Origin of the sequence: Lysinibacillus sp. NPDC097162, assembly GCF_044762185.1 — a bacterium.
In the GTDB taxonomy this organism is placed as follows: Bacteria; Bacillota; Bacilli; order Bacillales_A; family Planococcaceae; genus Lysinibacillus.
Window position 1 is genome coordinate 2387718 of the sequence record NZ_JBIWDT010000001.1, and the last position, 25659, is coordinate 2413376.

Genomic DNA, 25659 nt, shown 5'->3' on the forward strand with positions numbered 1-25659 from the left:
TATCTAGAAAGAATACTTTGGTTCGGTAGGTGTTTGCGATGACTGTAAACGTTCTTTACGCTCAAGCTCTTGCTTGCTCATCATATCTACTTCTACTTCCACAGCATCTTCAATGCCAAAAATTTGTTGGAATAAACGTAACTGTTCATTTGCTTTTGATGAATTTGCCATTTCTTTAGCTTGTAAGATAGGCTCTTTTAATAATTGATTAATAATTGATTTTGTATGCTTGCTTAATATCTTACGTTCACGATCCGTTAACTCTGGCATTTTATTTTCAATACTGATCATTGTTTCTTCTTGAATTTGATTTGCCTTTTTACGTAAAGCCGAGATAACTGGCACGACACCTAGCGTAGCAAACCAATCTTTAAATTGTACAACTTCTTTACCAATCATTTGTGTAATTTCTGCTGCTGCACGTTCACGCTCTGCTAAGTTTGCTTCTACAATACCTTGTAAATCATCGATATCATATAAGAAAACGTTTGGTAAGTCTCCAACACGTGGATCAATATCACGTGGTACCGCAATATCTACCATAAATAATGGTTTACCTTTACGTAAGCGTTCGACAAGTTGCATTAATTCATAATCAATAACAAAATCTGTTGCACCTGTAGACGTAATTAAAATGTCCGCCTCAAGTAACGAGCATTGTAATTCCCTCATTGATTTTGCTTCGCCTTGGAATTTAGCAGCTAAAGTCTCTGCTTTTTCAAACGTACGGTTAATAACCGTTACTTTTCCTACGCCATTGCCATATAAATTTTCAATGGCAAGTTCGCCCATTTTACCTGCACCTAAAATAGCAACATGCTTGCGCTGTAAAGATCCAAAAATTTTCTTTGCTAATTCTACTGCTGCATATGAAACAGATACCGCATTCTCTCCGATAGCTGTTTCGCTATGTGCTCGCTTCGCAAATGTGACTGCTTGTTTAAATAACTGATTGTAGACCGTACCTGTCGTCCCAATCTCTTGTCCATTTAAGAAGCTTTTCTTCACTTGTCCTAAAATTTGAGTTTCACCAAGTACCATTGAATCAATTCCAGCTGTTACTTTAAACAAATGCTCTAATGCCTCATCTTCTTCTCGGATTGTTAAATAAGAAGAAAAAGTCTCCACAGGCAAGTTAAACCAATCTGCTAAAAATTGCTTTACATAGTGTCGGCCAGTATGCAATTGATCAACTACTGCATATATTTCTGTCCGATTACATGTCGAAACTATGACGTTTTCCAATATACTTTTTTGTTTTTGCAGCGCTTCCATTGCTTGTGGTAGCTCGCTCTCTATGAAAGATAGCTTTTCACGAATTTCAACTGGCGCTGATTTATAATTCAAGCCTACTACGATGGTATGCATGAATAACACCTCACACGTTCTAATTCACAAATCTCATTATAGCACAGTTCGACAATAGTTCATCTATAATTTGTGAACATGTCATGAAGAACTATAATTCATTTTCTACATTAGAATTATTATAAACTAAGTTTAACAAATTATACTGCTTGTTTCAAATTTAAAAACTGGGCTTAACTATGCAGTAGCATCTTGTGTCGAAAATAAGGAAAATACAGTTGATTGTGATGGAATAGAAATGACTTTTAGCTCTACTTTACAACACAATATAAATAGACTGTAGACGACTCAAAAATTCATTTGAGTTCATCTACAGTCTAGAATCGCTCTATATAAGAGCAATATTATTAATTTGTAATTTTCACTGTTTGCTGCGAAATTACATTTCCGTCTTTATCATATGCTAGAAACTCGATGTCGCCATTAACTTTAAAGTCATACATAGTTTGTACATTTTTAGTCAACATAAACACACTATCACTACGCTTTTTAAGTTCAAATTGAACATCCCCGCTAACAGAAGAATAACGAACAATGACATTTGCAACATTTGAACAATTTCCATCAATTCTTGCATTCATTGTAATATAACCTTTTCGTAATGTTACTTCCGCTTCTTCAAAGATGTCCTCAGGATTAATACAACTTGAAGGCGACGTTTTACATAAAATCGAATCAATTATTTTTTGAGCAACCTGATGGAATTGTAAATTATCAATAGCATGATAGTAAATACCACCAGTTTCCGAAGCTATTTGAGTAAGGGTTGCCTCATTAATTTGATTTTTCTTGCCCATACTTACAGTGTAAATTTTAATGCCTTTCTTTTTCGCATCATTGATTACTTTTGTCATTTTTGATTTGCTTGTTTTACCATCAGACACTACAACAATGGATTTAGAAGTTTTTGTATCGTTCGAGAATTTAGTAAGAGCCAACTCTATACCCGCAAAGATATCTGTAGCGCCTTTATCCGTCGATGTACGATACAAATCTTTCTTTAAGACATTTTCGGTGCTGCCCTCACCCAATACGTTTGCACTTGTATTCGTTTCAATCACAATATTGTTTTTAGCTTGTATTTGATTAATCAGTTCCACCATTTTTTTACCGCGATAATTCGTTTGGTCGATACGTTTCATAGAAGATGAGTAATCAACTACATATGCGACTTCAGTTGCTAATGTACATGCATTTTTACTAAAGTAAGGATTTGTGAAAATTTCTTTCGTAATCGTTTTATCCGTAAGAGACTTCAATATTGTTGCATAACGTGGATCAATTTTATTAACGAGCGTTGCTTCTATTTTAGACTTTCCATAAATGATTGAGTCAAAATAAGCGACCGCAGTTCCTGGACCACCTGTATTATTCAAATAATCCGAAGTATTCGTGACAAAGGAAGCTGTTTTCTCAATACCATCAAATTTAATTTTTACAGTTCCTTGATAGTCGGTAATAATTTCTCCACCTGGACTCACTAACGTCACCATTACTTGTGTATATCTATCTTTACCATTTGGCCTTGCTGCAGCGTCAGCACTTTCTTTTAACGCCTCTACACGTTTCTTATATGCTTCTACTTGTCCTAGTAATTTACCACCTTGGTATTTCAATAATACTGTACGCTCATAATTACTTAGGCTTGTTAAAATCGCATAAATTTTCATAACACTATCATAATGCTCTAATGTCAAATTCTTTTCTTCCGGCATGTATTTTGGACTCATTAATTGAATGATTGCCCCAACCGGATTGATGTTTTCAACTTGTGACGCAATATTATCATCGATTCCTTGGATGCGATAAATCGGACGACCATCTTCAGAAATCATGTACATAATCTCAGTCTTAGCTGGCGTCGTCACTGAGTCTTTTAGTCGATCATTCAGTATTTTTTCAAATAAATATACCGAAATATTGTAGTTTTCAAATTGTAAAATGGCATTCTCATATCCGAGTGCTGGATACTTCGGATCTGAACCACCATATTGTAAGTAGATATTTTCTACTTGACCAAGAGCATTTGTAACATTTGTTTGTTGCCCAATGCTGAATTTCTTTTCATCTGCATCCGGTTTTAACGGTACAGGACCATATACATCAATCAAATTTTCTGTGAAAAACTCAGGTGGCTTTTCATATTGTACATATGGTGGTGTTACACTTCCGTTATCATCTGTGTTCGTTGGGTCATACACTTTAAAATCAATGCGTAATTCTGGCTGTGGTAAGTAACGAACGTGTGCATTTATTTTTTCTCCAACAAGACATTTCATGCTAGGATCTGTGTTGTTAATAAGCTCAAAAGTAATCGTATCACGCACTGATTTCGTTAGCTTTTTCGCTTTAACAAATGCTGTTACTGTTGCGCCGTCAGATTGTACATTACGAACAGCTTCTCCAGCTGCATTTACAATATCCGCTCCATTTGAAGAAGTTACACGGAACGTATATGACTTATCATCGGCAATAGGGTCACCATTACATGCCTTTAAAGATACAGTAATTGGCGTCATATCCTCACCATTCGCAATTAAATCTGGTTTTTCAACTTCAATACTTTGTAATGCATTATTAACATAGTCGGGACCAGTAAAATCATTTTCATTATCCTTTGGTTCTTCAAACTCACCACTATTAGAGCCCATAAAACCTGCTGGCAAAGTAATTTTATCATTATCACGTCCTGCTGCAGATCGTTTCAATCCTTGTACAGCAAAGGAATTGTTTTGCACAATACGATATAAGAACTCAGCTGCATCCCCGCGAGATAGTTTCGTAGAGGGATTGAAATCAGCAAATGTTTTTTTGCCAGTATTACCAGTTGAAATATCGTTTGTATATAAATATTGTACAGCTTGTGGCTCATCCAAATCTAAACCTTGAAATGCAGCATAGATACGAGCAAAATGACCTCGAGTTATAGATTTTGAACGATTCGCCATGACATGCGTTCCATCAAATGGTAAATAAAAATCACTATAAAAATTATAAGCAACGTTTTCGTTATAAGATAACGCATAGTTTTTATCAAGCTTAGCAAACATTGTTACTAGCTCTCGCTCAGTTACTTGTTCGTTTGGTAAAAAGTTATTCGCACTATTTAACGATAGTAAATCATTATCGACAGCCCATGAGATGGCTTTGTATTTACTATTAGATGTTGGTACATCTTGAATCGTTGTAGCAGCCAGTGTGACTGATGGTGTTAAAGTCATAAAGGCTAGTACAAAACAGGCTAGTAATAGCAATGCCTTTTTCGCATACTTCATTCATTTCAATCCTTTCATTAGTTAAAGAATAAAATATCATCTCGATAGTTTTGTTTTAAATCATTTTCTAAATAGTTTAAGAATCGTTCAAGCACTACAGATGCTTGTGCACGCGTTAATGGCTGGTTTGGATTAAAACGTCCAGTTACTGGGTCGCCTGTCATTAGACCAAGCTCATTGACGATATAAATTCCGTCTCTTGAATAGTCTGGAATTTGTGCATCATCTTTAAATTCCGTAACATAGCCAGGTTCTGGTGCTTTATTTTCAAGCCCTAATGCACGTACAAATATTGCAGCTGCTTGCGCACGTGTAATCGCATTATCAGGTTTAAAATAATCTGGTGTCACACCTTTAATAATGCCTTTATTTACTGCTGATTCAATATATGGATAATCTTTAACAGTACGCTTAACATCCTTAAAGACACTTGTGGATGTTTTTTTCGTATTCTTTTCTTCCATTACACGGAGATCGACTGCTTTCCCAATCGCTATTGTAAAGTCAATTCGCTTCATCGGTGTGTTTGGTGAAAAGAAATTACTTGTATCTGAATAGATTCCTAAAGAATATAATTTCTCGATAGCACTTTTAGCATAATGATTAGATAAATCTCGGAACTTCGGAATTATAAGACGTTCAATTGTTGGCGTAAATTCAGTATCCAAATCAACTTTACCTTTTTTGCCAGAAGCTAAGTCATACGTATATTCTGAAATTACGTCTTTCTCACTAACAACCGCATAGCCCCCATCGAAGCTAGCTAAACTACCTGGGTTTTCCTCATAATTGAGGACACGTGATTTACTTGTTGATAAACGGTTTTTCACATGGCTAGTTGTACCATCACTGTACGTATAAATAGATTCTGTAATTTGCGTTTCAGTTGCACCCCAGAAATTTTCGTAGCCTGCATGACGACTATCAATATCTATCGTTACCGTATTTGTTTTTGCATTTTTTCCTGAGCCTGTTTGATAGGTATATGTTTTTCTTGAAATAACATTGCCTGAAAAATAATCAGAAGCTGCACGGTTATCCGTTACTGTACCTTGTGAAAATTGGTAGTCTGCTAAATTATACGTAATTTTTCCATCAACAATTTTTTCAGAGTATTTTTTGACAACCCCATTGGAAGTTTTTTGCCCAATCGTATCATAATTAACAACATCAGATTCATAGGCAATATTTCTTGTTAATGTCGCCCCATTACTTGCTGTTAGTTTTAAATTATATGTTTCTGTTAATTTACCTTTTGTTTCTTTTTGTGTAATTTTAATATCTTTACTCGTACCTTTAAAAATAATTGGTGTTCCAGTAATGAACACTGCTTCTTCATATGTATATTCATTTTTTACAGCACCTGTTGTTTCCACCGATGCAGCGGAGGCATCTACTAGAATACTTGTCCCCAAAACGAACACCATTAGAATGGCTAACATTACTTTATATAAATGGTTTCGCATCTGTTCTTTTCCCCTCTCTTTCTTCCCATGCATATGCACAGATGAAGCTATCTCGTATTGTAGAGATAGCTTCTATCTTGTTAATCAACTAAAATGAAATGTGCTTTTACAAATCGGTCAGATAATACGACTAAACGATCAGAAGGATTCAAATCAGATGGTTGAATGACTTTCCCTGCTTTAATCAGCGTAGCTTGATCAATATTCATATCAACCATTTGGCCAGCTTCATACCAACGGCCATTTTGCCATTGACTCACACTTTTCACATTAATAGTAGCTGGATATGTCGATTTTACTGACTGTAGTTTACCGACTAGCATTAGTGGGGCAACAGGTTTAGCATTATCTAACATGTGAAGAGCCTGAACATGCCCATTGTTTACGTAGAAGTAACCATAATCGCCTTCTGATAAATACAGTTCAATATCTGGCATTACGCTGTACGTTTTATTACCATCGTCTACCATTGCTTTTGTTGTATTACTAACAGATAGTACGGTACTAGCTGTTTTTTTGAAAACATTTGATTCAATCTTCATTGCATCATCAATTTCAATTAAGTAGCCATCTGCTTGTGCTAAACGGCCATAATATAATTCATGCGAAGCTAAATTTGGTGACATAAAGCTATCACTTGTAACATCTACTACTTGCGCATAATGATCGCGAGCAGCACCGTCTGTAATGACAAATGCTGTTCCGTATGCCAATAATCCTGTTGGTTGAATAAAACGACCATTTCGAATTAAAATTGACCCATCATGGAAGTACAGCGTGCCAGCAGTTTTAAGTTTTAACAATTGATAATCTGTATCAACAGCAATCATCGGCTCGTAGTACGTACGTTCATTGTTTTTCAACACGACAATCTTTTCAATAACTTCTTTACCAAATTGCTTGACCGTTGCGTAATATGCTTCACTGCCAATATAATTTTTCAATTGGCCCTTTTCAATTTTCGTATTTCCAACGTAAATTGGTACCTTTGTTGAAAAATTCATCGTTGAAAGAGCAGTTGTTGTTGCTGAACCAAATTGCCAGTTCACAAAGGCATTTTGATTTTTTACTGTTAATTTGTTCGCATTGATATTAACTGCTTGAATTTCACCTTTGTATAAATTTTCAACTAATGTTCCAGTCTCACTAATATCTACTTTTGTGACAATCGATGTACTTTTATTTTTTAAATTAAGTTTTACACGATCACCTACATACATCCCACTAATATCTACCGATGAAGAACCCTTTTGAAAAGCAGTATCTTTATTCAAATAATATGTAGTTTCTTTTCCAATATCCGGCTTCACCATTATGAACAAACCTTTTGGGTCGATGCTTGTGATTACGCCAGCAACTATTCTAGGATTTTGAGCAACTGTCGTTGATTCCTCAGTAGTATTGGAAGTACCGCGGAGCTCAACCACACTACGAAGGTTGATTTCAGCCTCTACTTTCATGCCCATCTTAAAGCCCTCAATTGTAGTTTCAGTGTTATTAATGTACAGGCGGGCATTATTATTAATATTGTATGTTACTTGACGGCCACTAGCATTTTCTAATGTAATTTTACTAAGCTGCCTTTCTACTTCCCCGTTTGAATTCGTATATTCTGAATAGGTTACATCAACGAAGGTTCCTGTTACTAACTGTGCGGCATGGACAGTCGGTAGTGATGGCAAACTAAGTGCCATTAATAACAGGACAATCAATATGTATGGAATCTTCTTCAACAATTCCCGCCTCCTTAAAAAATTGTTATTTATAAATAGTATATCGTATTATTGGTAGTTTTTCTTATTCAAAAAGTTACATTTTAACTTGTTTTAATATTTTTTTGAATCTACCATTAGACATAAAGATAGAGGTAGCTTCCAACTTCAAGCTACCTTGCCATCATCATACTTGGATGTCAATTGTATGTCCAGCCGTTGGATGTGGAGCATCTAGCATCTCAACTAGCTGTTCACTATTTTGCTGTTGCATTTCCATTGCTTGCTTTGTAACAGCTAATGATACATTTTGCATTAGATTAGATTGATGCATTGCGATTGATAAAGCTGCGATATCCATTTTAGTCCACCTCCTATTTAATTTATCGGCTAAACTTGCCGTTCATCAAGTAATTCCCTCATATTTATCCATAACTTTCACACTAACAGCAGAACAGCTTATTCACTTCTTTTCATACAAAGAGAGCAAAAAAAATATTGTGTGTCATTCAAATATTAGGCAATAAAAAAACATCTACTGTGCTCCTAACGCAATAGATGTTTTTTGATTACATTTTATTTTCAATTGTGCGCCAAGCTTCTTCAAAACCGATACCCTTTTCAGAAGAGAACACAATAAGCGGATCATTTTTATCCATATCTAGTGTTTCCTTGACAACTTTTTTGTGCTTATCCCATTTACCTTTTGGAATTTTATCTGCCTTCGTTGCAATGACAATACAAGGGATATTGTAATGTTTTAAAAAGTCATACATCATTCGATCATCAGCAGTTGGAGGATGACGTAAATCAACAATTTGAACTACCGCTTTTAATTCTTCACGGCCAGTGATGTAACGTTCAATCATTTTCCCCCATGCTTCACGCTCTGTTTTTGAGACTTTGGCATAACCATATCCCGGAACATCGACGAAAAACAGCTGTTCTTCAATTTTGTAAAAATTTAGCGTTTGTGTCTTCCCAGGTTTAGAAGAAATACGCGCTAACGCCTTACGCCCAATCATACGGTTAATAAATGATGACTTCCCAACGTTTGAGCGACCTGCTAATGCAAACTCTGGCAGTCCATCTTCTGGGTATTGGTCCGGTCTTACTGCACTTATGACCATTTCGACATTATGGACTTTCATTTCCTTAAAAACCTCCGTCCAGTGCAATTGCTAATACTTCATCAGCAGATGACACTAGTTTAAATGTGAGTTGTTCGCGTACACTTTCAGGAATATCTTCAATATCACGTTCATTATCTTTTGGACAAATGATTGTTGTTAAACCTGCTCTGTGTGCGCTTAATGTTTTTTCTTTCAAACCGCCGATTGGTAGTACACGACCACGTAACGTAATTTCACCAGTCATTCCTACTTCACGACGAATCGGACGATGTAAAATAGCCGAAACAATTGCTGTCGCCATCGTGATACCTGCAGACGGTCCATCTTTTGGTACTGCTCCCTCAGGTACATGGATGTGGATATCATGTGTTTCAAAATATTCTGAGTCTACATTGAGATCCTCTATTTTAGTTCGGACATACGATAACGCTGTTTGTGCGGATTCCTTCATAACATCTCCGAGTTTCCCTGTTAACTGAATTTTGCCCTTTCCAGGAGTTAAGGAAACTTCAATTTGTAATGTGTCACCACCAACAGTTGTATATGCTAGTCCTGTTGCTACACCTATTTGGTTTTCCTCTTCCGCTTGTCCATAGCGGAAACGGTGCTTACCAAGATATTCGATTACTGATTTTGAATTTACTGTTACACGTTTCTTTTCTCCAGAAACAATAATTTTAGCGATTTTACGACAAAGTGTTGCTATTTGACGCTCTAGTCCTCGGACACCTGCTTCACGTGTATAATAACGAATAATATCCAGCACAGCTTCATCTTTGATTACTACTTGCGTTTTCTTCAAGCCATGTTCTTTTAATTGCTTTGGTATCAAATGATTTTTTGTAATTTGCGCCTTTTCAATTTCTGTATAGCCTGCAATCGAAATGACTTCCATACGATCTAATAAAGGTCCAGGAATCGTACTTAAATCATTAGCTGTAGCAATAAATAATACGTTAGATAAGTCATACGGTTCTTCGATATAATGATCGCTAAATGTATTGTTTTGTGCAGGGTCCAGCACTTCTAACATCGCGGCTGCAGGATCTCCTCGGAAATCATTTGACATTTTATCGATTTCATCAAGTAAAAATACAGGATTAATCGTACCTGCTTTTTTCATTCCTTGAATAATACGACCTGGCATCGCACCTACATACGTACGACGATGTCCTCGAATTTCGGATTCATCTCGCACCCCGCCTAAAGAAATACGAATAAATTTTCGATCTAAACTTTCTGCAATTGAGCGTGCTAACGATGTTTTACCTACTCCAGGAGGGCCAGCTAAACATAGAATTGGTCCACGTAATGAATTTTTTAACTGCCGCACAGCTAAATATTCAAGCACACGTTCCTTTACTTTATCTAATCCAGCATGATCTCTGTTTAAAATTTCCTCAGCATGATCAATATTCATTCGATCTTCAGTTGACTTTGTCCAAGGTAAAGACACTAACCAGTCAATATAGTTTCGTATTACTCCACTTTCCGCACTTGCGCTAGGTAGTTTTTCATAACGATCCAGTTCTTTAAGCGCTGCTTCTTTTGCAGATTCAGGCATACCTGTTTCATCAATGAGCTTTCGTAATTCCGTTACTTCACCAGTTTTACCTTCTCGATCGCCAAGCTCTGTTTGGATAGCCTTCATTTGTTCGCGTAAGTAATATTCCTTTTGCGTACGCTCCATTGATTGCTTTACTTTTGAATTAATTTTCTTTTCAAGATCCAGGACCTCTTGCTCATCATGCAGGCGAATAATTAAATGATCTAAGCGTTTCTTAACATTTAGCATTTCTAAAACTTCTTGTTTATCCGCAATTTTAATTGGTAAATGCGAGGCAATAATATCAGCAAGACGGCTTGGTTCTTCAATGTCTGCAACTGTATTAATTGTTTCTGTTGTTATTTTGTTGGAGGATTTTGCATATCTTTCAAAATACGTTAACAATGTACGCATTAAGGCCTGTGTTTCCACATCTTTATCGATTTTCTCCTCTTTAACATCAATATCAACAACTGTATATTTCTCTAATGCTTGATAGTTGGACCACGTTGCACGTGCTACACCTTCCACTAAAATACGTAGCGTACCATTTGGTAACTTTAACATTTGCTTCACATAAGCCATTGTACCTACTTGATATAAATCCTGCTCTTCTGGCTGTTCATCGTGCATTTCTTTTTGCGTTACCAATAAAATCAATTGGTCCTCTAACATCGCTTGTTCTAGCGCCGCTACAGAACGATTTCTACCCACATCAATATGTAACACCATCGACGGGTATACTAAAAGTCCACGTAAAGGCAATAATGGTACATTTGTTGTTTTTTGAATTGTTACCATGCGGGTATTCACCTCCGTCAAAATTTTCTTATTCACAATCCCGCGCTTCTAGTATGTGTTTAAAAAACCGATTCACACTATCTATTCAAACGAGCCAAAAATTTCATCTATTTACAGTCTTCAGCTTTATGTATGAATAAAAAGCTGACTCCCGATATGTGCGAACATTGCACAATCGAAGTCAGCTAAGTTACTCTTTTTCTCATAACAATAGACGCTACGTCTGTTTATTATGCCGAAGTTTTTGTGTCGCTACCTTCATCGAGTTCAGTGCCATCTTCAAGAAGCAATTTCGGTTTTTCTTTTTCCGTAATTGTTTTTGCAGTAATGATACATTTTTTCACGTCATCACGTGAAGGTAATTCGTACATTACATCAAGCATTGTTGACTCAATAATTGAACGAAGACCACGTGCACCTGTTTTACGTTCAATTGCTTCCTTTGCAATTTCAGAAAGGGCACCTTCATCAAACTCAAGCTCAACACCATCTAGTTCAAGCATTTTTTGATATTGCTTCGCAAGCGCATTTTTTGGTTCCGTCAAAATTTGTACAAGTGCTGCCTCATTTAATTGCTCTAGGCTTGCAAGTACAGGTAATCGACCGATGAATTCTGGAATTAGACCGAATTTCAACAAATCTTCAGGAATCAATTTCGCCATTAATGAACCTTCGTCCACTTCTACTTTATTAGGATCTGAACCGAAACCAATTACTTTTTCACCTTGACGACGTTTAATGATGGATTCAATACCATCAAATGCTCCGCCTACGATAAATAAAATATTTGTTGTATCAATTTGTAAAAATTCTTGGTGCGGATGCTTACGTCCACCTTGTGGAGGTACACTTGCAACAGTGCCTTCTAGAATTTTTAGCAACGCCTGTTGGACCCCTTCACCAGAAACATCACGAGTTATCGACGGATTTTCTGATTTACGTGCAACTTTATCGATTTCATCAATATAGATGATTCCTTTTTCCGCACGTTCAATATCATAATCTGCTGATTGGATTAATTTTAATAAAATATTTTCAACGTCTTCACCTACATAACCAGCTTCTGTTAAAGAAGTAGCATCTGCAATTGCGAAAGGAACGTTTAGTATACGTGCTAATGTTTGAGCTAATAATGTTTTACCGCTACCAGTTGGGCCGATTAACACAATGTTCGATTTTGCTAATTCCACATCATCGATTTTACTATTAGTATTGATGCGTTTGTAGTGATTGTAAACCGCAACCGCTAAGGCTTTTTTAGCACGCTCTTGTCCAATTACATACTCATTTAAAATCGATTGGATTTCTTTCGGTTTCGGAATATCTTGGAAATCGATTTCTTCCTCAACACCTAGTTCTTCTACAACGATTTCTGAACAAAGTTCGATACATTCATCACAAATATAAACACCTGGACCTGCAACTAATTTACGTACTTGTTCTTGTGGCTTACCACAGAATGAGCATTTTAAATTGCCTTTTTCATCATTAAATTTGAACAATATGTTTCACCCCTATTCAAGCTACAATCTTACAAGATTATTGAACCATTATCAAATAAATTGATTGCAACATTTACGTCATGGCGCAAATGCGTCTAGATTTTGAAGTATTTTCAAAGTCTTCAAGCACGAGGTCAGTTAGCTAGGAATTGGCAGTCTTCCGCACTAAAACATTAACCGCCGTCTGCTCGCTTTCATGCAAATAATTCGTGTTGATGCGACCATTCAGACTAACCCATGACCACTTATTGATTATTTAGCTTCATTCCTTCGAGGTTTAGTTCCCTCACTCGTAAAACCTATATGCGCTCTTCTTCCATTATAATGGGGGCGCTATAATTACTGCTACTTTTCGGCTCTACTACAATGATGTTAAAATTTAGCATCGTGTAAAAAGTTAAACAACAATACTATGTATAAGTAAATTAACTAAAGTGGCCACCAAAAGTATAACAGTTAGTAAAAATCAGACTTACTTTTTGTCGTCCTTGACCTTGAGAGGTTGGGGCCCCTTTAGCCTAAACTAAAAAGCTATGTGTGATAAAACAAGGCACGGTTTTACGCCGTACCTTGTCTTCTTAATTTTTCTATCTAGTTACGTAAAAAATCTTATTCAGTAATTTTAGCGTTTTCTACTAAAAATTCAACTGTTTTTTGGATTTTAATATCATTTTCAAGAACAGCAGTACCGCCTAGAGCGCCAGTAATTTGTTCTTTTGTCATATTGAATTGAGCAGCCATTTTTTCTAATTCAGCTTCAATATCAGCTTCTGTAGCTTCAATTTTTTCTGCATCAGCGATTGCTTCAAGAGTTAATGAAACACGTACACGGCTTTCAGCTTCTTCTTTCATTTGACCACGTAAATCTTCTTCTGATTGACCAGAGAATTGGTAGTAAAGGTCTAAGTTCATACCTTGTGTTTGTAAGCGTTGGCCAAACTCTTGTAGCATACGATCTGTTTCAGAGTTAACCATACCAGCTGGTACTTCGAATTCTGCATTGTCAGCAGCTTTTTCTACTAATTCGTCGCGAAGTGTAGCGTCTGATTCTGCTTGTTTTTGAGTAGCAGTTTGTTCTTTAATTTTAGCACGTAATGCTTCTACGCCTTCAACTTCAGGATCTAATTCTTTTGCAAACTCATCGTTTAGCTCAGGAAGTACTTTTGTTTTCACTTCTTTAACAGTTACTTTGAAAGTAGCTTCTTTACCAGCTAATTCAGCAGCGTGGTATTCTTCTGGGAAAGTTACAGTAACGTCTTTCTCTTCGCCAGCTTTTACGCCTACTAATTGCTCTTCAAATCCAGGAATGAATGAACCTGAACCGATTTCTAATGGGTAGTCTTCGCCTTTTCCGCCTTCGAAAGCTTCTTCGCCTACGAAACCTTCAAAGTCGATTACCGCTGTGTCGCCTTCTACGATAGCTTCATCTTCTTTAATTTCAAGTTCAGCTTTACGTGCTAATTGTTCTTGAATTTGAGCTTCAACTTCTTCGTCCGTTACTTCAACTGGAAGTTTCGTAACTTCTAAGCCTTTGTAGTCGCCAAGTTTTGGTTCTGGTTTCACTGTTACTTGAGCAGTGAATGAGAAATCTTGACCATGAACGAAGTTTTCTGTACCAGAAATTTCTGGGTAATCAACTGGCATAATACCAGCTTCGTCGATTGCTTTTGCATAAGAATCTGGAACAATGATTTCTAATGCATCTTGATATAAAGATTCAATTCCAAAGCGTTGTTCAAACATTTTACGAGGCATTTTACCTTTACGGAAACCTGGTACGTTAATTTGTTTCACAACTTTGTTGAACGCTTGGTCCATCGCTGCATCTACTTCAGTAGCTGGTACTTCGATTGTAAGAGTACCGATATTTCCTTCTTGTTTTTCCCATTTTGCTGACATGTATAAATACCTCCAAAATAATCTAGTTTCAATTACGCATGACGTAATTGTGTTCGGATTTCGATTTCTCGATAATTTTTTGTAAATCCGCAACTTGTGTCAAAGACTTAGCATTTAGTTAAAGTTTTGATTCCCTACTAAATAGTAAAATCCTTTGACATTCATCCACCTACTTGTTAAATTAGGGGACTTCGGTTGAATCAAGTTTAAATGTTAGACAATTTATTCGTAACTACGATTTTGACAACCATTTTAGTATATCATAGATGCGCATAGTTTCAACTTATTTCATACTTCATGGAGTTCTGTTAGTTTTTCTAACATTTGTAAAAAGTCGATGATTTCATAGTCCATTTCCTGCACCTTACCAAGCATTGCTTTTACAAAATCAATATAACTATATGCAATATCATCGGCTGCAAACGGGTGCCATTCAAACGGATACGTAACAATTGCATGCTTAGCCATTAAATATTGTACCATTTCCAATGTTGATGGGTCTTGTTCTAATTTAGATTCTATAATTTTTTTTATTTCACCATACTGCTGTAATTGATTAGGTAACGCAAGATCAATCGGATTAATAGTTTTTGTTTGTTCAAATTTTGTAACAGTAACTTCAATTGAAACTTCTTGCTCTACTAGCAAAATAAGTGCAAGACTCTGCACAAATGGATGGATATCCGAACATTCGATAATAGCCTTTAAAAGCATTTTTATCTGCCTTACATTCGTATCCATCAGGCGATGCAATCGCAACGATTGTTCATTCGGTGTAAGTGTGGTAAATTTTCCTAATTCATATTCTTGCGCTTCTATCAATTCTTGTACATCTTCTCGTTGCTGAAGATTTTTAGCGACTTCACTATTTATACTTTTTAAGCGTTCAAATTTTTCTAGCTGTGCTTCTGGAAGAACTTTTTCCTCAATTAACGTAGTTATTATAGACTCAACTTGATGATATTCCTTTAACTGCATGCAAATCGTAATGTATAGCTCCATCACTTCAACATACATAGAAGTGCCCATAGCTAACAATTGCTCACATACGTCTTTAGCTTGCACATATAGTTTCAGCTCATATAAAGCATACGCATAGGCACTTAACGCTTTTTCATCTCCTTTGTCATATAAAAACGCCTTTTCAAAACATGCAACTGCCTCTTCATATTGATATTTTTCCACATACATATGGCCCTCACGAATTAGCGTTTGGGTTGCACCAGGAAAAACAACAATATTGTCATGTTTAATAACATGGGGCTTTTGCTTTGTCATTTTTCTCACCTCTTTTAGTTCACTAGTTCCTAATTGTTTATTTTTAACAAAAATAATTGAATTTATATTCATATTTTGTAATGAATTGAATTATAATTAATAATACCTAACATTATTTACCTTATTGATAGAAAGTGCTTCAACCATAGTCATTGTTAGCTAGACGAAAACAAGTTGTTCACAAGGAGTGTAATACATGCCATTAATGGATACAATCATTGAATTCGATAGTCGCATCTCCCCCGCTTTCGAGGCACTATCAATTAAAGTTATATCGATTACAACAGCACACGGTCCGCTACAAGATTATTCAATTGACTTCGAATTTTTTACACGTACAAAAATTAATACGTTTACGAAAGAAGCAACAACACATATCTCAAGTATTCAAGGTACTATACCCGGTTCCATCTCAATTGGGCATCATCAGGAATCACTTTATATTATTCCCCAAAGTGTTCACATTGAATGCAATTATAAGATTCTGCATATTGACACAAAAGATATGGAACGCATTTTACAGCATCCCACCCCAACGCTCTATTATAGTGAGTGGCTTTTAGATGCCATCAAAAATGCAAATATCCTTGTTGAATTAAAAACAAATCAAAACACATTTATCGAATGGCCTCTCGGCATAAAGTCTGCTGTTATATTATAGGAAGCTAAACAAAAACCTTTTATGTAGATCATGCTTTTGAAACCGACTAGCCCATAAACTATTCTTATGTCTGAGACATACTTGCAAAGTATGTCTTTTTGTCATGATTAAACACCAATCCTTCAATTCGTTGCGCTCTAATCATATCAGCTTTCGATAGATTCCGGTATTCCAATTGCGAAAGTAACCATTAAAAAATTCACATCTAACAATTTTTTTTAGTAAAGAAGGTATAATAAAAAAATAGATTTATTATTGGAGGCAATTATCATGGATATAAAAGAAGCATTACAAACATTTTCTTCAATGACACTTACAGCAAGACAAGCGTTTTTTGAAAAAGAAGGCGACTGGCTATTGGAGGAAATGTTAACGCACATCGGCTCAACTGATGAAAAGCTACGCGATCACCTTATCTATCGAACTTTTATCGACCTGCTCAGTGATAACTTACTAAATTCACAGCAACTCCAAAATTTGTTCGATACGGCAATAGGTGACGATTACTTATATGCAAACATCGGGGAACAAATGGATGATAGTGTATTCACACGCTCCTTTTCAGCGTTACTTGTAGCTAGCATTCTTGCAAAAGATAGTGAGCTCCTTATTTTAAATGAGACAAGCTTACAATCTTTCTTTAAAAAAATCGGTCGTTATTTGTTACTTGAAAAGGATACAAGAGGACATGTCGAAGGCAAAGGTTGGGCACACAGCATTGCACATGGGGCCGATTTAGCCGCCATGACAATTAAACACCCTAAGTTTGACTTGCAATATGCACCATCCATCCTACACGCACTGAAATTGGCAACTTGGAAAGATGTTGTCTATGTAAACGATGAGGAAGAACGCTTTGTAAATATCATTGAGGCATTATTAGCAAGGGGCTATTCTGAAGAAGCCTTATCGGAATGGGTAGAGCAAGCTTTTGATAAATTCGAAATGCATTTAGTAACGCAAGGTTATAATGAGAGCTTTTTTAGCGGACGTACTTGCACATTAAACGCGATGAAGACATTGTATTTCGCATTAAAAATGAATAATCAAGCACCTAAACTTCAAAACACACTGTATATCCAAGTAGCAAAGTGGCTGAAGCTCGGTTCTTAACTAATGCTAGAGCATCCAAATCACATTGGATGTTCTTTTTTTCGGAACCACCCATATTGATATACTAATTTCTGTTAAATATTGAAAGCGCTTAATTATGTTAACATAATTTTATCATTGTTCCAATATCCTCTCTCTAATCATTCCTTACATAGAAATTTTATCCTTTAATCGTTGAAAAACAGTCTTTTTGTATACTCCTTTTTTTAAAAAAACGCAACTAAAAAGAATTAAAAACAGAGGCACGACAAGGACTTTATTACAAATCGTCGTCTAAAATGTGAAATAGGATTTTTCACAAATAATTTATTTACTTAGTTAAATACGACAAACTCAGTATTTTCAACGTTTATACAGTGTTTAATTAACAAAACCTAAAAATACCAATAGCAAAATAGCTTTTTTTGTTCAAAAAATGTTCATATTCACCCCCCTTTCATTATCATATTTATAATTAATTATTTTTTTTTTTAGTGAAGCGGGCGTATAATCCTATATGCAAACAAAGACGTGATGTGACCATCGACATTAAAGTTTTGTCCAATTTATGGTGCATAAATCATCATGTATGTGAACGCTTGCATCAGACCAATCAATTACAAGACATTATGTTTCATATTGAACCATGCCATTGTCATTGTAAATGCAACTGTACTTGATTGGTACATCAGATAAAAGAGGTGACCTCAATACCCACTATTTATAAATGTGAATCAATACTACTACACATGAAATTTATGAATAGCCGTTTTATAGAAAGGAGTCAAACATGAATAAAAAATTAAGCTTAATGTTTTTAGCATTTGGCGCTATCGCAATCCTTTCTGGTTGTGAACCATTAACAGTTTTCAATCCAAAAGGACCGAATGCTCAAACATTATCAAACACAATTATTTTATCCATTATTACAATGGCAGTTATTTTACTAGTCGTGTATGTGCTATTTGCGTTTATGTTAACAAAATACCGCGCATCAAAAGCATCTGCCGATTATGAGCCACCTCATGAAGAAGGTAGTCACGTACTTGAAATTACGTGGACAGTTATTCCTATTATTATCGTAGCATTCCTAGCAATTGTTACTGTTAAAACAACTAGTACGGTAGAAACAACACCAGAAGGTTATGACAATAAAGAACCACTTGTTATTTATGCAGCATCTTCAAACTGGAAATGGCATTTCAGCTATCCAGAAGAGGGTATTGAGACTGTGAACTATGTAAACATTCCAACTGATCGTCCAATTGAGTTTAAATTGTATTCATTCGGACCAATCACAAGTTTCTGGATTCCACAGTTAGCTGGTCAAAAATATGCGATGAGTGACATGTTAACAACTATTCACCTTGCAGCTGATGAAATTGGCTCTTTCATGGGTCGTAACTCTAACTTTAACGGTCGTGGATTTGCGGAAATGGAATTTGAAGCACAAACTATGACACAAGCAGACTTCGATCAATGGGTTTCTGATGTAAAAGCGAACGAAAAACCATTAACTGAAGAGAAATTCAAGGAATTATTAGCAGCTGAACACGTAGGTCGTTCAAGCTACTCATCTACTCACTTAGATTTCAGCCCAGCACCAATGGCACATGGTGATATGGATATGGGGGGTATGGACCATAGTGACATGGACATGTCTGACGAAGACATGAATCATGAAGATATGGATCATTCAAACACTGATGCCGAATCAACACATTCACACTAATTTTCAAATTTGAAAGGAGCGCATCCTATGAGTATGGAAGAATTATTCCATCCACTGCAAGAACCGATGATTTTAGCGGCAGCTATCAGTATCGTAGTTGGTGCAGTTGTTGTCGTAGCAGGCCTTACTTATTTTAAAAAATGGGGCTACTTCTATAAAAACTGGCTATCAACAGTCGATCATAAAAAGATCGGTATTATGTATATCGCCGTAGCACTTTTAATGCTATTCCGCGGTGGTATCGACGCACTTTTAATGCGTGCACAAACAGCCGTTCCTGATAACGGACTACTTGATGCACAACACTATAACGAGATTTTCACTACACATGGTTTAATCATGATTTTATTTATGGCGATGCCATTTGTAATCGGTTTAATGAACATTGTTATCCCATTACAAATCGGTGCACGTGACGTTGCATTCCCACGTCTTAATGCAGTCAGCTTCTGGGCATTCGCAGCAGGTTGTGGCTTGCTGAACCTATCATTCATTATTGGTGGTTCACCAGATGCAGGTTGGACAGCTTACTTCCCATTAGCAAGTACTGATTTTAGTCCAACTGTAGGGAACAACTACTATTCATTAGCACTACAATTATCTGGGATTGGTACGCTATTGACGGGTGTGAACTTTATCACAACGATCTTTAAAATGCGTGCTCCTGGTATGACATTAATGAAAATGCCAATGTTCTCTTGGTCAATTTTAATTACAAACGTTATTATCGTATTTGCGTTCCCAGTGTTAACTGTAGCACTTGCATTAATGATGTTAGACCGTCAATTCGGTACAAAATTCTTTGCAATGACAGACGGCGGTATGGATATGCTTTGGGCCAACCTATTCTGGGTTTGGGGACATCCTGAAGTTTACATCGTTATCCTACCAGCATTCGGTATTTTCTCAGAGGTTATTGCAACATTTGCACGTAAAAACTTATACGGTTACAAATCAATGGTAATGAGTATGGTTGTCATTTCATTACTATCATTCTTAGTATGGGCCCACCATTTCTATACAATGGGTCACGGCGTTATGGTAAACAGTGTATTCTCTATTACAACAATGGCGATTGCTGTTCCAACCGGGGTTAAAATGTTCAACTGGTTGCTCACAATGAGGCACGGTAAGATTCAATTCACTACCCCAATGCTTTATGCGCTTGGCTTTATTCCGATCTTCACAATTGGTGGGGTTACAGGTGTAATGCTAGCAATGGCAAGTGCCGACTATCAATATCATAATACGATGTTCTTAGTTGCCCACTTCCACTATGTATTAATTCCTGGTACAGTATTTGGTGTACTTGCAGGTTACCATTTCTGGTGGCCAAAAATGTTCGGTTTCCGTTTAAATGAGAAATTAGGGAAAGCTGGTTTCTGGTTCATCGCTATCAGCTTCAACGTAACGTTCTTCCCTCTATTCATCTTAGGTTTAGATGGTTATGCACGTCGTATGTACACTTATTCAGCTTCAACTGGTTATGGTCCATTAAACATGCTATCGTTCATCGGTGCACTTGGACTTGCAGTAGGCTTTGCGTTAATCTGTTATAACATTTACTACAGCTGGAAACATATGCCTCGTAACGAGAAAGCAGATGTTTGGGACGGTCGTTCATTAGAATGGGCTACTCATTCTCCAGTTCCTGAATACAACTTTGCAATAGTACCAAACGTGTCACGTTTAGATGAGTTCTGGTTCGCGAAAAAAGAAGGTCGCGATATTACTGCAGGTAAAATTGAAAAAATCCATATGCCTAACAACACAGGTACTCCTTTCTGGACAAGTGGATTCTTATTCCTAGCAGCGTTCTTTGCTGTATTTAGTCTATGGATTCCAGCCATCATCAGCATGCTTGTTGTATTTGGCTTTATGGCTCTTCGTTCATTTGAAAATGATCATGGTCGTTACATTTCAGTTGAAGAAATTACGGAAACTGAAAAAAGTTTGAGAGGTGATAAATAATATGAAAATCGATTCTTCACTTCCATTAGAATATAGTACAGAGGAAAACCGCTTAAAGATTTTTGGTTTCTGGATCTTCCTTGGAGCCGAAATCATGTTATTCGCTACACTCTTTGCTGTCTATTTTACGCTCCACACTCGTACAGGTAGCGGCCCAGATGGTGCTGAGATTTTCGAGTTAACACCAGTATTATTAGAAACATTTTTACTACTAGCAAGTAGTTTTACAATCGGTCTTGGCGTACACGCTATGCGTCTTGGAAACAAAAAAGCAATGATGACATTCTTCATCATTACACTTATTTTAGGTCTTGGCTTCTTAGGTATTGAGATCGATGAGTTCGTCACTTATGTTCATGAAGGTGCAACAATTACAACAAGTGCATTTTTATCTGCATTAATGACTTTACTTGGTACGCACGGTGCCCACGTAACATTTGGTTTCTTCTGGGGCGTTGCAATTTTAATCCAAGTAGCAAGACGTGGCTTAAACCCACAAACGGCTAACAAAGCGTTTATCTTCTCACTGTACTGGCACTTCCTAGACGTTGTTTGGATTTTCATCTTCAGCTTCGTCTACTTGAAAGGACTGATTAGCTGATGAAGGAACTATTCCCAAAACAACATGTGATGGGCTTCGGCTTCTCACTATTACTAACTATTATCGCTTTAGCAGTTGTGAAATTTGATATGTCTTACAATATAGCATTTGCTATCCTATTAGTGACTGCACTTGCACAAGCAACTGTTCAATTAGTATTATTCATGCACATTGGTGAATCTGAAGATAAAAAAACATTATATACAACAATTTTATATTCAGTGTTCGTAGCTGTTGTGACAATCCTTGGTACATTATTCGCAATGATCTGGGGTTACTAATAAAAAGAGCCGAGAAAATGATTTCATTTTCTCGGTCTTTTTTATTTATATCTAGCAAAAAAGCCAACCATCGAAATCTCGAAGATTGGCTTTTCCTCTTGTGAAAAATTATATATCACTAACCTTCTAGTGATATGTAATTATTTTATCTAATTAGCGTACAATCAATACATCACATGATGCTAATCGGACGATACGCTCCGCTACTGAGCCGAGTACTATCTTTTCTAATTGATTTAACCCCGTTGCACCACATACCAGTAAGTCTACAGCTGGAAGTTGTGTAAGTATACTTTTCGGCGAACCAGTTTCTACATTAGCTAATACTTCTGTTACACCTGCTGTTTGAGCTTCTTTTCTTAACTTCTCTATTTTAATAAAATTCTCTTCTTTCAATTTCTCAGCATACTTCAAGTCATATGCCGTAACAGCCCCGAACGACTTCGTGTCAATGACATTCACTAATTGTAATGTTGCCCCATACTCTATTGCCAACTTTAATGCTCGCTCATAGGCTTTCAACGACTGCTCTGAAAAATCTATTGCTACAGCGATTGTCTTATAATTCGTAACCATCATTACCCTCCTCAACTTTTCCAACCAATTCAAAGTTTTCAAAATCATTATATCATAATGGTATTCGATATAGTTTATCGTCATTATTTAGTGGAGTCCCACGTCCATCTGTATTATTGCTAACAAAATAAAGATACTGTTCGTCCACTAGTATATCTCGAATTCTTCCTAGTCCCGCTATCATTTCCCTTTGGGCGTTTGTTTCAAGATTAAATTCCAAAACAGCTGCTCCTCTTAATGCAGCTACATACAATTTATTATCATTATAATCGATGCCAGACGGAGCCCAAGTTGTGTTACTTCCTGATGTAAACAACGGTGATTTCATCCGTTGTCGTGTGTCACTCCCTTCTATTATTGGCCAACCATAGTTTTGTCCTGCTTCAATTTTGTTTATTTCATCATTGGCGCTGTTGCCATGCTCACTTGCAAATAATGTGCCATCTAACGACCACGTCAACCCTTGTGGATTACGGTGTCCATAACTATAAACAAATGAATTTGGAAATGGATTATCAGAGGGAACAGTTCCGTCTAAATTAATGCGTAAAATTTTCCCTTCTAATGCGGACAGGTCTTGCGCTACAGACGATTGCAACGCATCGCCAACAGTTGCATAAAGCTTGCCGTCCGGCCCAATTTTAAGCCTTCCCCCATGATGGAAAGTACCACTTATTATATGATCAAGAAGCAAATGTTCTTCATACCAAACATCCCCCTCTTGTCGAAGTGTCACAATGCGATTAAACTGTTTGTCTCCATCCACATACGTATAATAAGCATAAGCAAGTTTTAAATCAGAAAAATCTGGTGCAAGTACAAACCCTAGTAATCCTGCTTCAGCAGCTGTCGCTAGTTCTTTTTTCAAATTAACTCGTTGTCTCTCCACTTCTCCCTCGTTAATTTTTACAATATGTCCTGTTCTCTCCGTAACGTAAAACATATTTTTATATTTTTCGATAGCCCATGGGATATCTAAATTATCCGCTACTATTTCTAAGTTTATATTGTTTTGTTCTAGATTATCTGTAACATTCCCCTCCCTATGCTTCGTAGGCTGTTGTTGTGTATTTGCGGAACACCCAGTCAGCAAAATCATTATTAAAAACAAAAAGTTAATTTTTTTCTTCAATCGCTTTCCCTCTTTTCTTGAAGTTTTCTTCAACATACCAACTTCCTATGTTAATAGAAAATGATATATTTACTTTCCATTTAAATACCATTAAACTATTATGTACATATTTAACTAAAAAATGATATTAAAAGGAGAGAGACATGGAGGAAGTAAAAGTCGTCTATGCTTTAATTAAAAACCTCAAAAATCAAATACTGATGGTTCATAATCACGAAGGTCATTGGTCGCTTCCAGGCGGGAAAGTTGAGGCAGATGAAACACTATTTGAAGCGACAATCCGTGAAGTCAAAGAAGAAACAGGCTATATTGTTGAAATAGGAAAATTACTCGCAGTTAATGAGGCAAAATTTACTGTTAGGAATCATCATGCACTATTTTTCACTTTTGAAGCGCAAATAGTAGAAGGTGTAGAAGAAATAACGTTACCTGATGAAATTTCTCACATTGAATGGGCAACTATTGATATAGCTAGCACTAGAATGCCGTATTATATAGGTGGAATTGATAATCTCTTTAAAAATCATGCGCTTTATCACAACGAAGGTACGCTATAGCAAGAATTTTCTTACGCATCACTGTAGGCTGCTAGCGTATTATTTAATATTGTTAAAGTTTTAAGCATAATAAAAGCCACTACTTATTAAAAGTGTGACTAACGTAATATTATTGGTGTAAAGGCTAGTGAAAATAAGGAAGAACTTTATCAGCTACTACCTTTTCACCAACTTGTATCCATTTACTTTTATCATGTATATGCCCATCTTTATCAAGCGGTGTTTGGAATTGACTAGCACCCGTAGCATCAAGCAATGATCCTTCATCATAATCTAATCCTACATTTGTGACATGTTTAATAACAAAGGGGTTTTGAAAGCGAATTTGTGCATCATAAAAATCTAATTCACCCTGTGTCACGATAAACGGTACGCGTAAATAGATTGTTTCGCCACCATCGCTCGATAAAATCGTATCAAAGCTACCTTTGTGATACTCCCAATTGCCTCCAATTGTAAAACCATGCCTCTCGATTTGATCACGTAAATAGCCAAAGCTAATTTCTTTTCCGACGATATTAGATTCAATTTGTAACAATTGCATGCCCTCCTTTACTTTTGATTTCAGTCTATCCTAAAGTGACAAAATACAAACAACTAATACGACATGATTTGAATTACTTTTTCGCTTGTTCATTTAATTCCGCTCATATGATAAAACCTGTTTTGAACAAAGTTCTCAAAACAGGCTTTCCTTTTTAGCTCTATATCAATCTATCGGGCTTTTATCATATGAATTGGTCTCCCTATTATTACTTCGGCTGCCTCCATTGTCAGTTCACTTAATGTTGGGTGAGCGTGTATCGTGCATGCAACATCTTCTGCTGTCATCCCCGTTTCAATTGCAAGCGTCAGTTCAGCGATCATATCAGATGCACCAGCACCTACGATTTGAGCGCCGATTAATATGCCATCTTCTTTACGCGTAACAAGCTTCACGAAGCCCTCCGTTTGGTTCAGTGCAAGTGCACGACCGTTTATTGCGAATGGGAATTTTGCTGCAGTATATTCAATACCTTCAGCTTTAGCTTGATCTTCGTTATAGCCCACTGTCGCCATTTCTGGATCAGTGAAGC

The 25659-nt window shown here is 36.5% G+C and carries 20 protein-coding genes and 1 pseudogene; 7 read left to right on the forward strand and 14 right to left on the reverse strand.

The window, feature by feature from the left end:
* Positions 1-3: 3 nt before the first annotated feature.
* From hemA to ACIQXW_RS12230, 10 genes are all read right to left on the reverse strand, one after another.
* On the reverse strand, positions 4-1368 hold the full coding sequence (hemA, locus tag ACIQXW_RS12185; protein ID WP_340823304.1) for a glutamyl-tRNA reductase: 1365 nt from the start codon (positions 1366-1368) through the stop codon (positions 4-6).
* A 347-nt stretch (positions 1369-1715) separates the two neighbouring features.
* Positions 1716-4643, reverse strand: a complete 2928-nt coding sequence (locus ACIQXW_RS12190; RefSeq protein WP_402762376.1) for a VWA domain-containing protein — start codon at positions 4641-4643, stop codon at positions 1716-1718.
* A gap of 17 nt (positions 4644-4660) precedes the next feature.
* Positions 4661-6109 (reverse strand): S-layer homology domain-containing protein, encoded by a 1449-nt coding sequence (locus ACIQXW_RS12195; protein ID WP_340823302.1) that lies wholly within the window; start codon positions 6107-6109, stop codon positions 4661-4663.
* 80 nt (positions 6110-6189) lie between these two features.
* Positions 6190-7842, reverse strand: coding sequence for a hypothetical protein (locus tag ACIQXW_RS12200; RefSeq protein ID WP_402762379.1), 1653 nt, complete (start codon positions 7840-7842; stop codon positions 6190-6192).
* Positions 7843-8008: 166 nt separating this feature from the next.
* Entirely contained in the window at positions 8009-8182 is a 174-nt protein-coding gene (locus tag ACIQXW_RS12205) for a YjfB family protein (RefSeq protein ID WP_340823299.1), read from the reverse strand.
* Between the two features lie 208 nt (positions 8183-8390).
* On the reverse strand, positions 8391-8972 hold the full coding sequence (gene yihA / locus ACIQXW_RS12210; protein ID WP_340823298.1) for a ribosome biogenesis GTP-binding protein YihA/YsxC: 582 nt from the start codon (positions 8970-8972) through the stop codon (positions 8391-8393).
* Positions 8973-8976: 4 nt separating this feature from the next.
* Positions 8977-11301 carry an endopeptidase La gene (gene lon, locus ACIQXW_RS12215; protein ID WP_340823297.1) on the reverse strand — a complete coding sequence of 775 codons (2325 nt, stop codon included), beginning with the start codon at positions 11299-11301 and terminating at the stop codon, positions 8977-8979.
* A gap of 230 nt (positions 11302-11531) precedes the next feature.
* Positions 11532-12803, reverse strand: coding sequence for an ATP-dependent protease ATP-binding subunit ClpX (clpX, locus tag ACIQXW_RS12220; RefSeq protein WP_172772230.1), 1272 nt, complete (start codon positions 12801-12803; stop codon positions 11532-11534).
* A 609-nt stretch (positions 12804-13412) separates the two neighbouring features.
* Positions 13413-14702, reverse strand: a complete 1290-nt coding sequence (gene tig, locus ACIQXW_RS12225) for a trigger factor (protein ID WP_340823296.1) — start codon at positions 14700-14702, stop codon at positions 13413-13415.
* A gap of 288 nt (positions 14703-14990) precedes the next feature.
* Positions 14991-15980 carry a DUF3196 family protein gene (locus ACIQXW_RS12230; RefSeq protein ID WP_402762383.1) on the reverse strand — a complete coding sequence of 330 codons (990 nt, stop codon included), beginning with the start codon at positions 15978-15980 and terminating at the stop codon, positions 14991-14993.
* Between the two features lie 196 nt (positions 15981-16176).
* Here ACIQXW_RS12230 and ACIQXW_RS12235 point away from each other — a divergent pair, with 196 nt between their 5' ends.
* The 6 genes from ACIQXW_RS12235 to qoxD all read left to right on the forward strand — a co-directional run bounded on the left by ACIQXW_RS12235 (position 16177) and on the right by qoxD (position 22318).
* A complete protein-coding gene (locus tag ACIQXW_RS12235; RefSeq protein ID WP_340823294.1) occupies positions 16177-16641 on the forward strand; it encodes a hypothetical protein in 465 nt (154 codons plus the stop codon).
* A gap of 270 nt (positions 16642-16911) precedes the next feature.
* Positions 16912-17754 carry a DUF2785 domain-containing protein gene (locus ACIQXW_RS12240; RefSeq protein WP_340823293.1) on the forward strand — a complete coding sequence of 281 codons (843 nt, stop codon included), beginning with the start codon at positions 16912-16914 and terminating at the stop codon, positions 17752-17754.
* 769 nt (positions 17755-18523) lie between these two features.
* A complete protein-coding gene (gene qoxA, locus ACIQXW_RS12245; protein ID WP_401018112.1) occupies positions 18524-19465 on the forward strand; it encodes a cytochrome aa3 quinol oxidase subunit II in 942 nt (313 codons plus the stop codon).
* A gap of 27 nt (positions 19466-19492) precedes the next feature.
* Positions 19493-21436: a cytochrome aa3 quinol oxidase subunit I gene (gene qoxB, locus ACIQXW_RS12250; RefSeq protein ID WP_340823289.1), complete on the forward strand. Its 1944-nt coding sequence runs from the start codon at positions 19493-19495 to the stop codon at positions 21434-21436.
* 1 nt (position 21437) lies between these two features.
* Positions 21438-22037 carry a cytochrome aa3 quinol oxidase subunit III gene (qoxC, locus tag ACIQXW_RS12255; protein ID WP_340823288.1) on the forward strand — a complete coding sequence of 200 codons (600 nt, stop codon included), beginning with the start codon at positions 21438-21440 and terminating at the stop codon, positions 22035-22037.
* Positions 22037-22318 (forward strand): cytochrome aa3 quinol oxidase subunit IV, encoded by a 282-nt coding sequence (gene qoxD, locus ACIQXW_RS12260; RefSeq protein WP_340823286.1) that lies wholly within the window; start codon positions 22037-22039, stop codon positions 22316-22318. The genes qoxC and qoxD overlap by 1 nt, the downstream gene beginning before the upstream one ends.
* A 153-nt stretch (positions 22319-22471) precedes the next feature.
* On the opposite strand, the gene ACIQXW_RS12265 is transcribed toward qoxD, so the two are convergent.
* Together ACIQXW_RS12265 and ACIQXW_RS12270 are read right to left on the reverse strand one after the other, a co-directional pair.
* Positions 22472-22894, reverse strand: coding sequence for a universal stress protein (locus tag ACIQXW_RS12265; RefSeq protein WP_340823285.1), 423 nt, complete (start codon positions 22892-22894; stop codon positions 22472-22474).
* Between the two features lie 52 nt (positions 22895-22946).
* Positions 22947-24026, reverse strand: coding sequence for a PQQ-dependent sugar dehydrogenase (locus tag ACIQXW_RS12270; RefSeq protein ID WP_402762390.1), 1080 nt, complete (start codon positions 24024-24026; stop codon positions 22947-22949).
* A gap of 143 nt (positions 24027-24169) precedes the next feature.
* On the opposite strand from ACIQXW_RS12270, the gene ACIQXW_RS12275 reads away from it, so the two are divergent.
* Positions 24170-24583 (forward strand): NUDIX hydrolase, encoded by a 414-nt coding sequence (locus tag ACIQXW_RS12275; protein ID WP_402762393.1) that lies wholly within the window; start codon positions 24170-24172, stop codon positions 24581-24583.
* A 124-nt stretch (positions 24584-24707) separates the two neighbouring features.
* On the opposite strand, the gene ACIQXW_RS12280 is transcribed toward ACIQXW_RS12275, so the two are convergent.
* A complete protein-coding gene (locus tag ACIQXW_RS12280; protein ID WP_340823280.1) occupies positions 24708-25121 on the reverse strand; it encodes a YugN family protein in 414 nt (137 codons plus the stop codon).
* Between the two features lie 176 nt (positions 25122-25297).
* A pseudogene (locus ACIQXW_RS12285) lies at positions 25298-25659 on the reverse strand (dihydrolipoyl dehydrogenase); the annotation flags it as partial.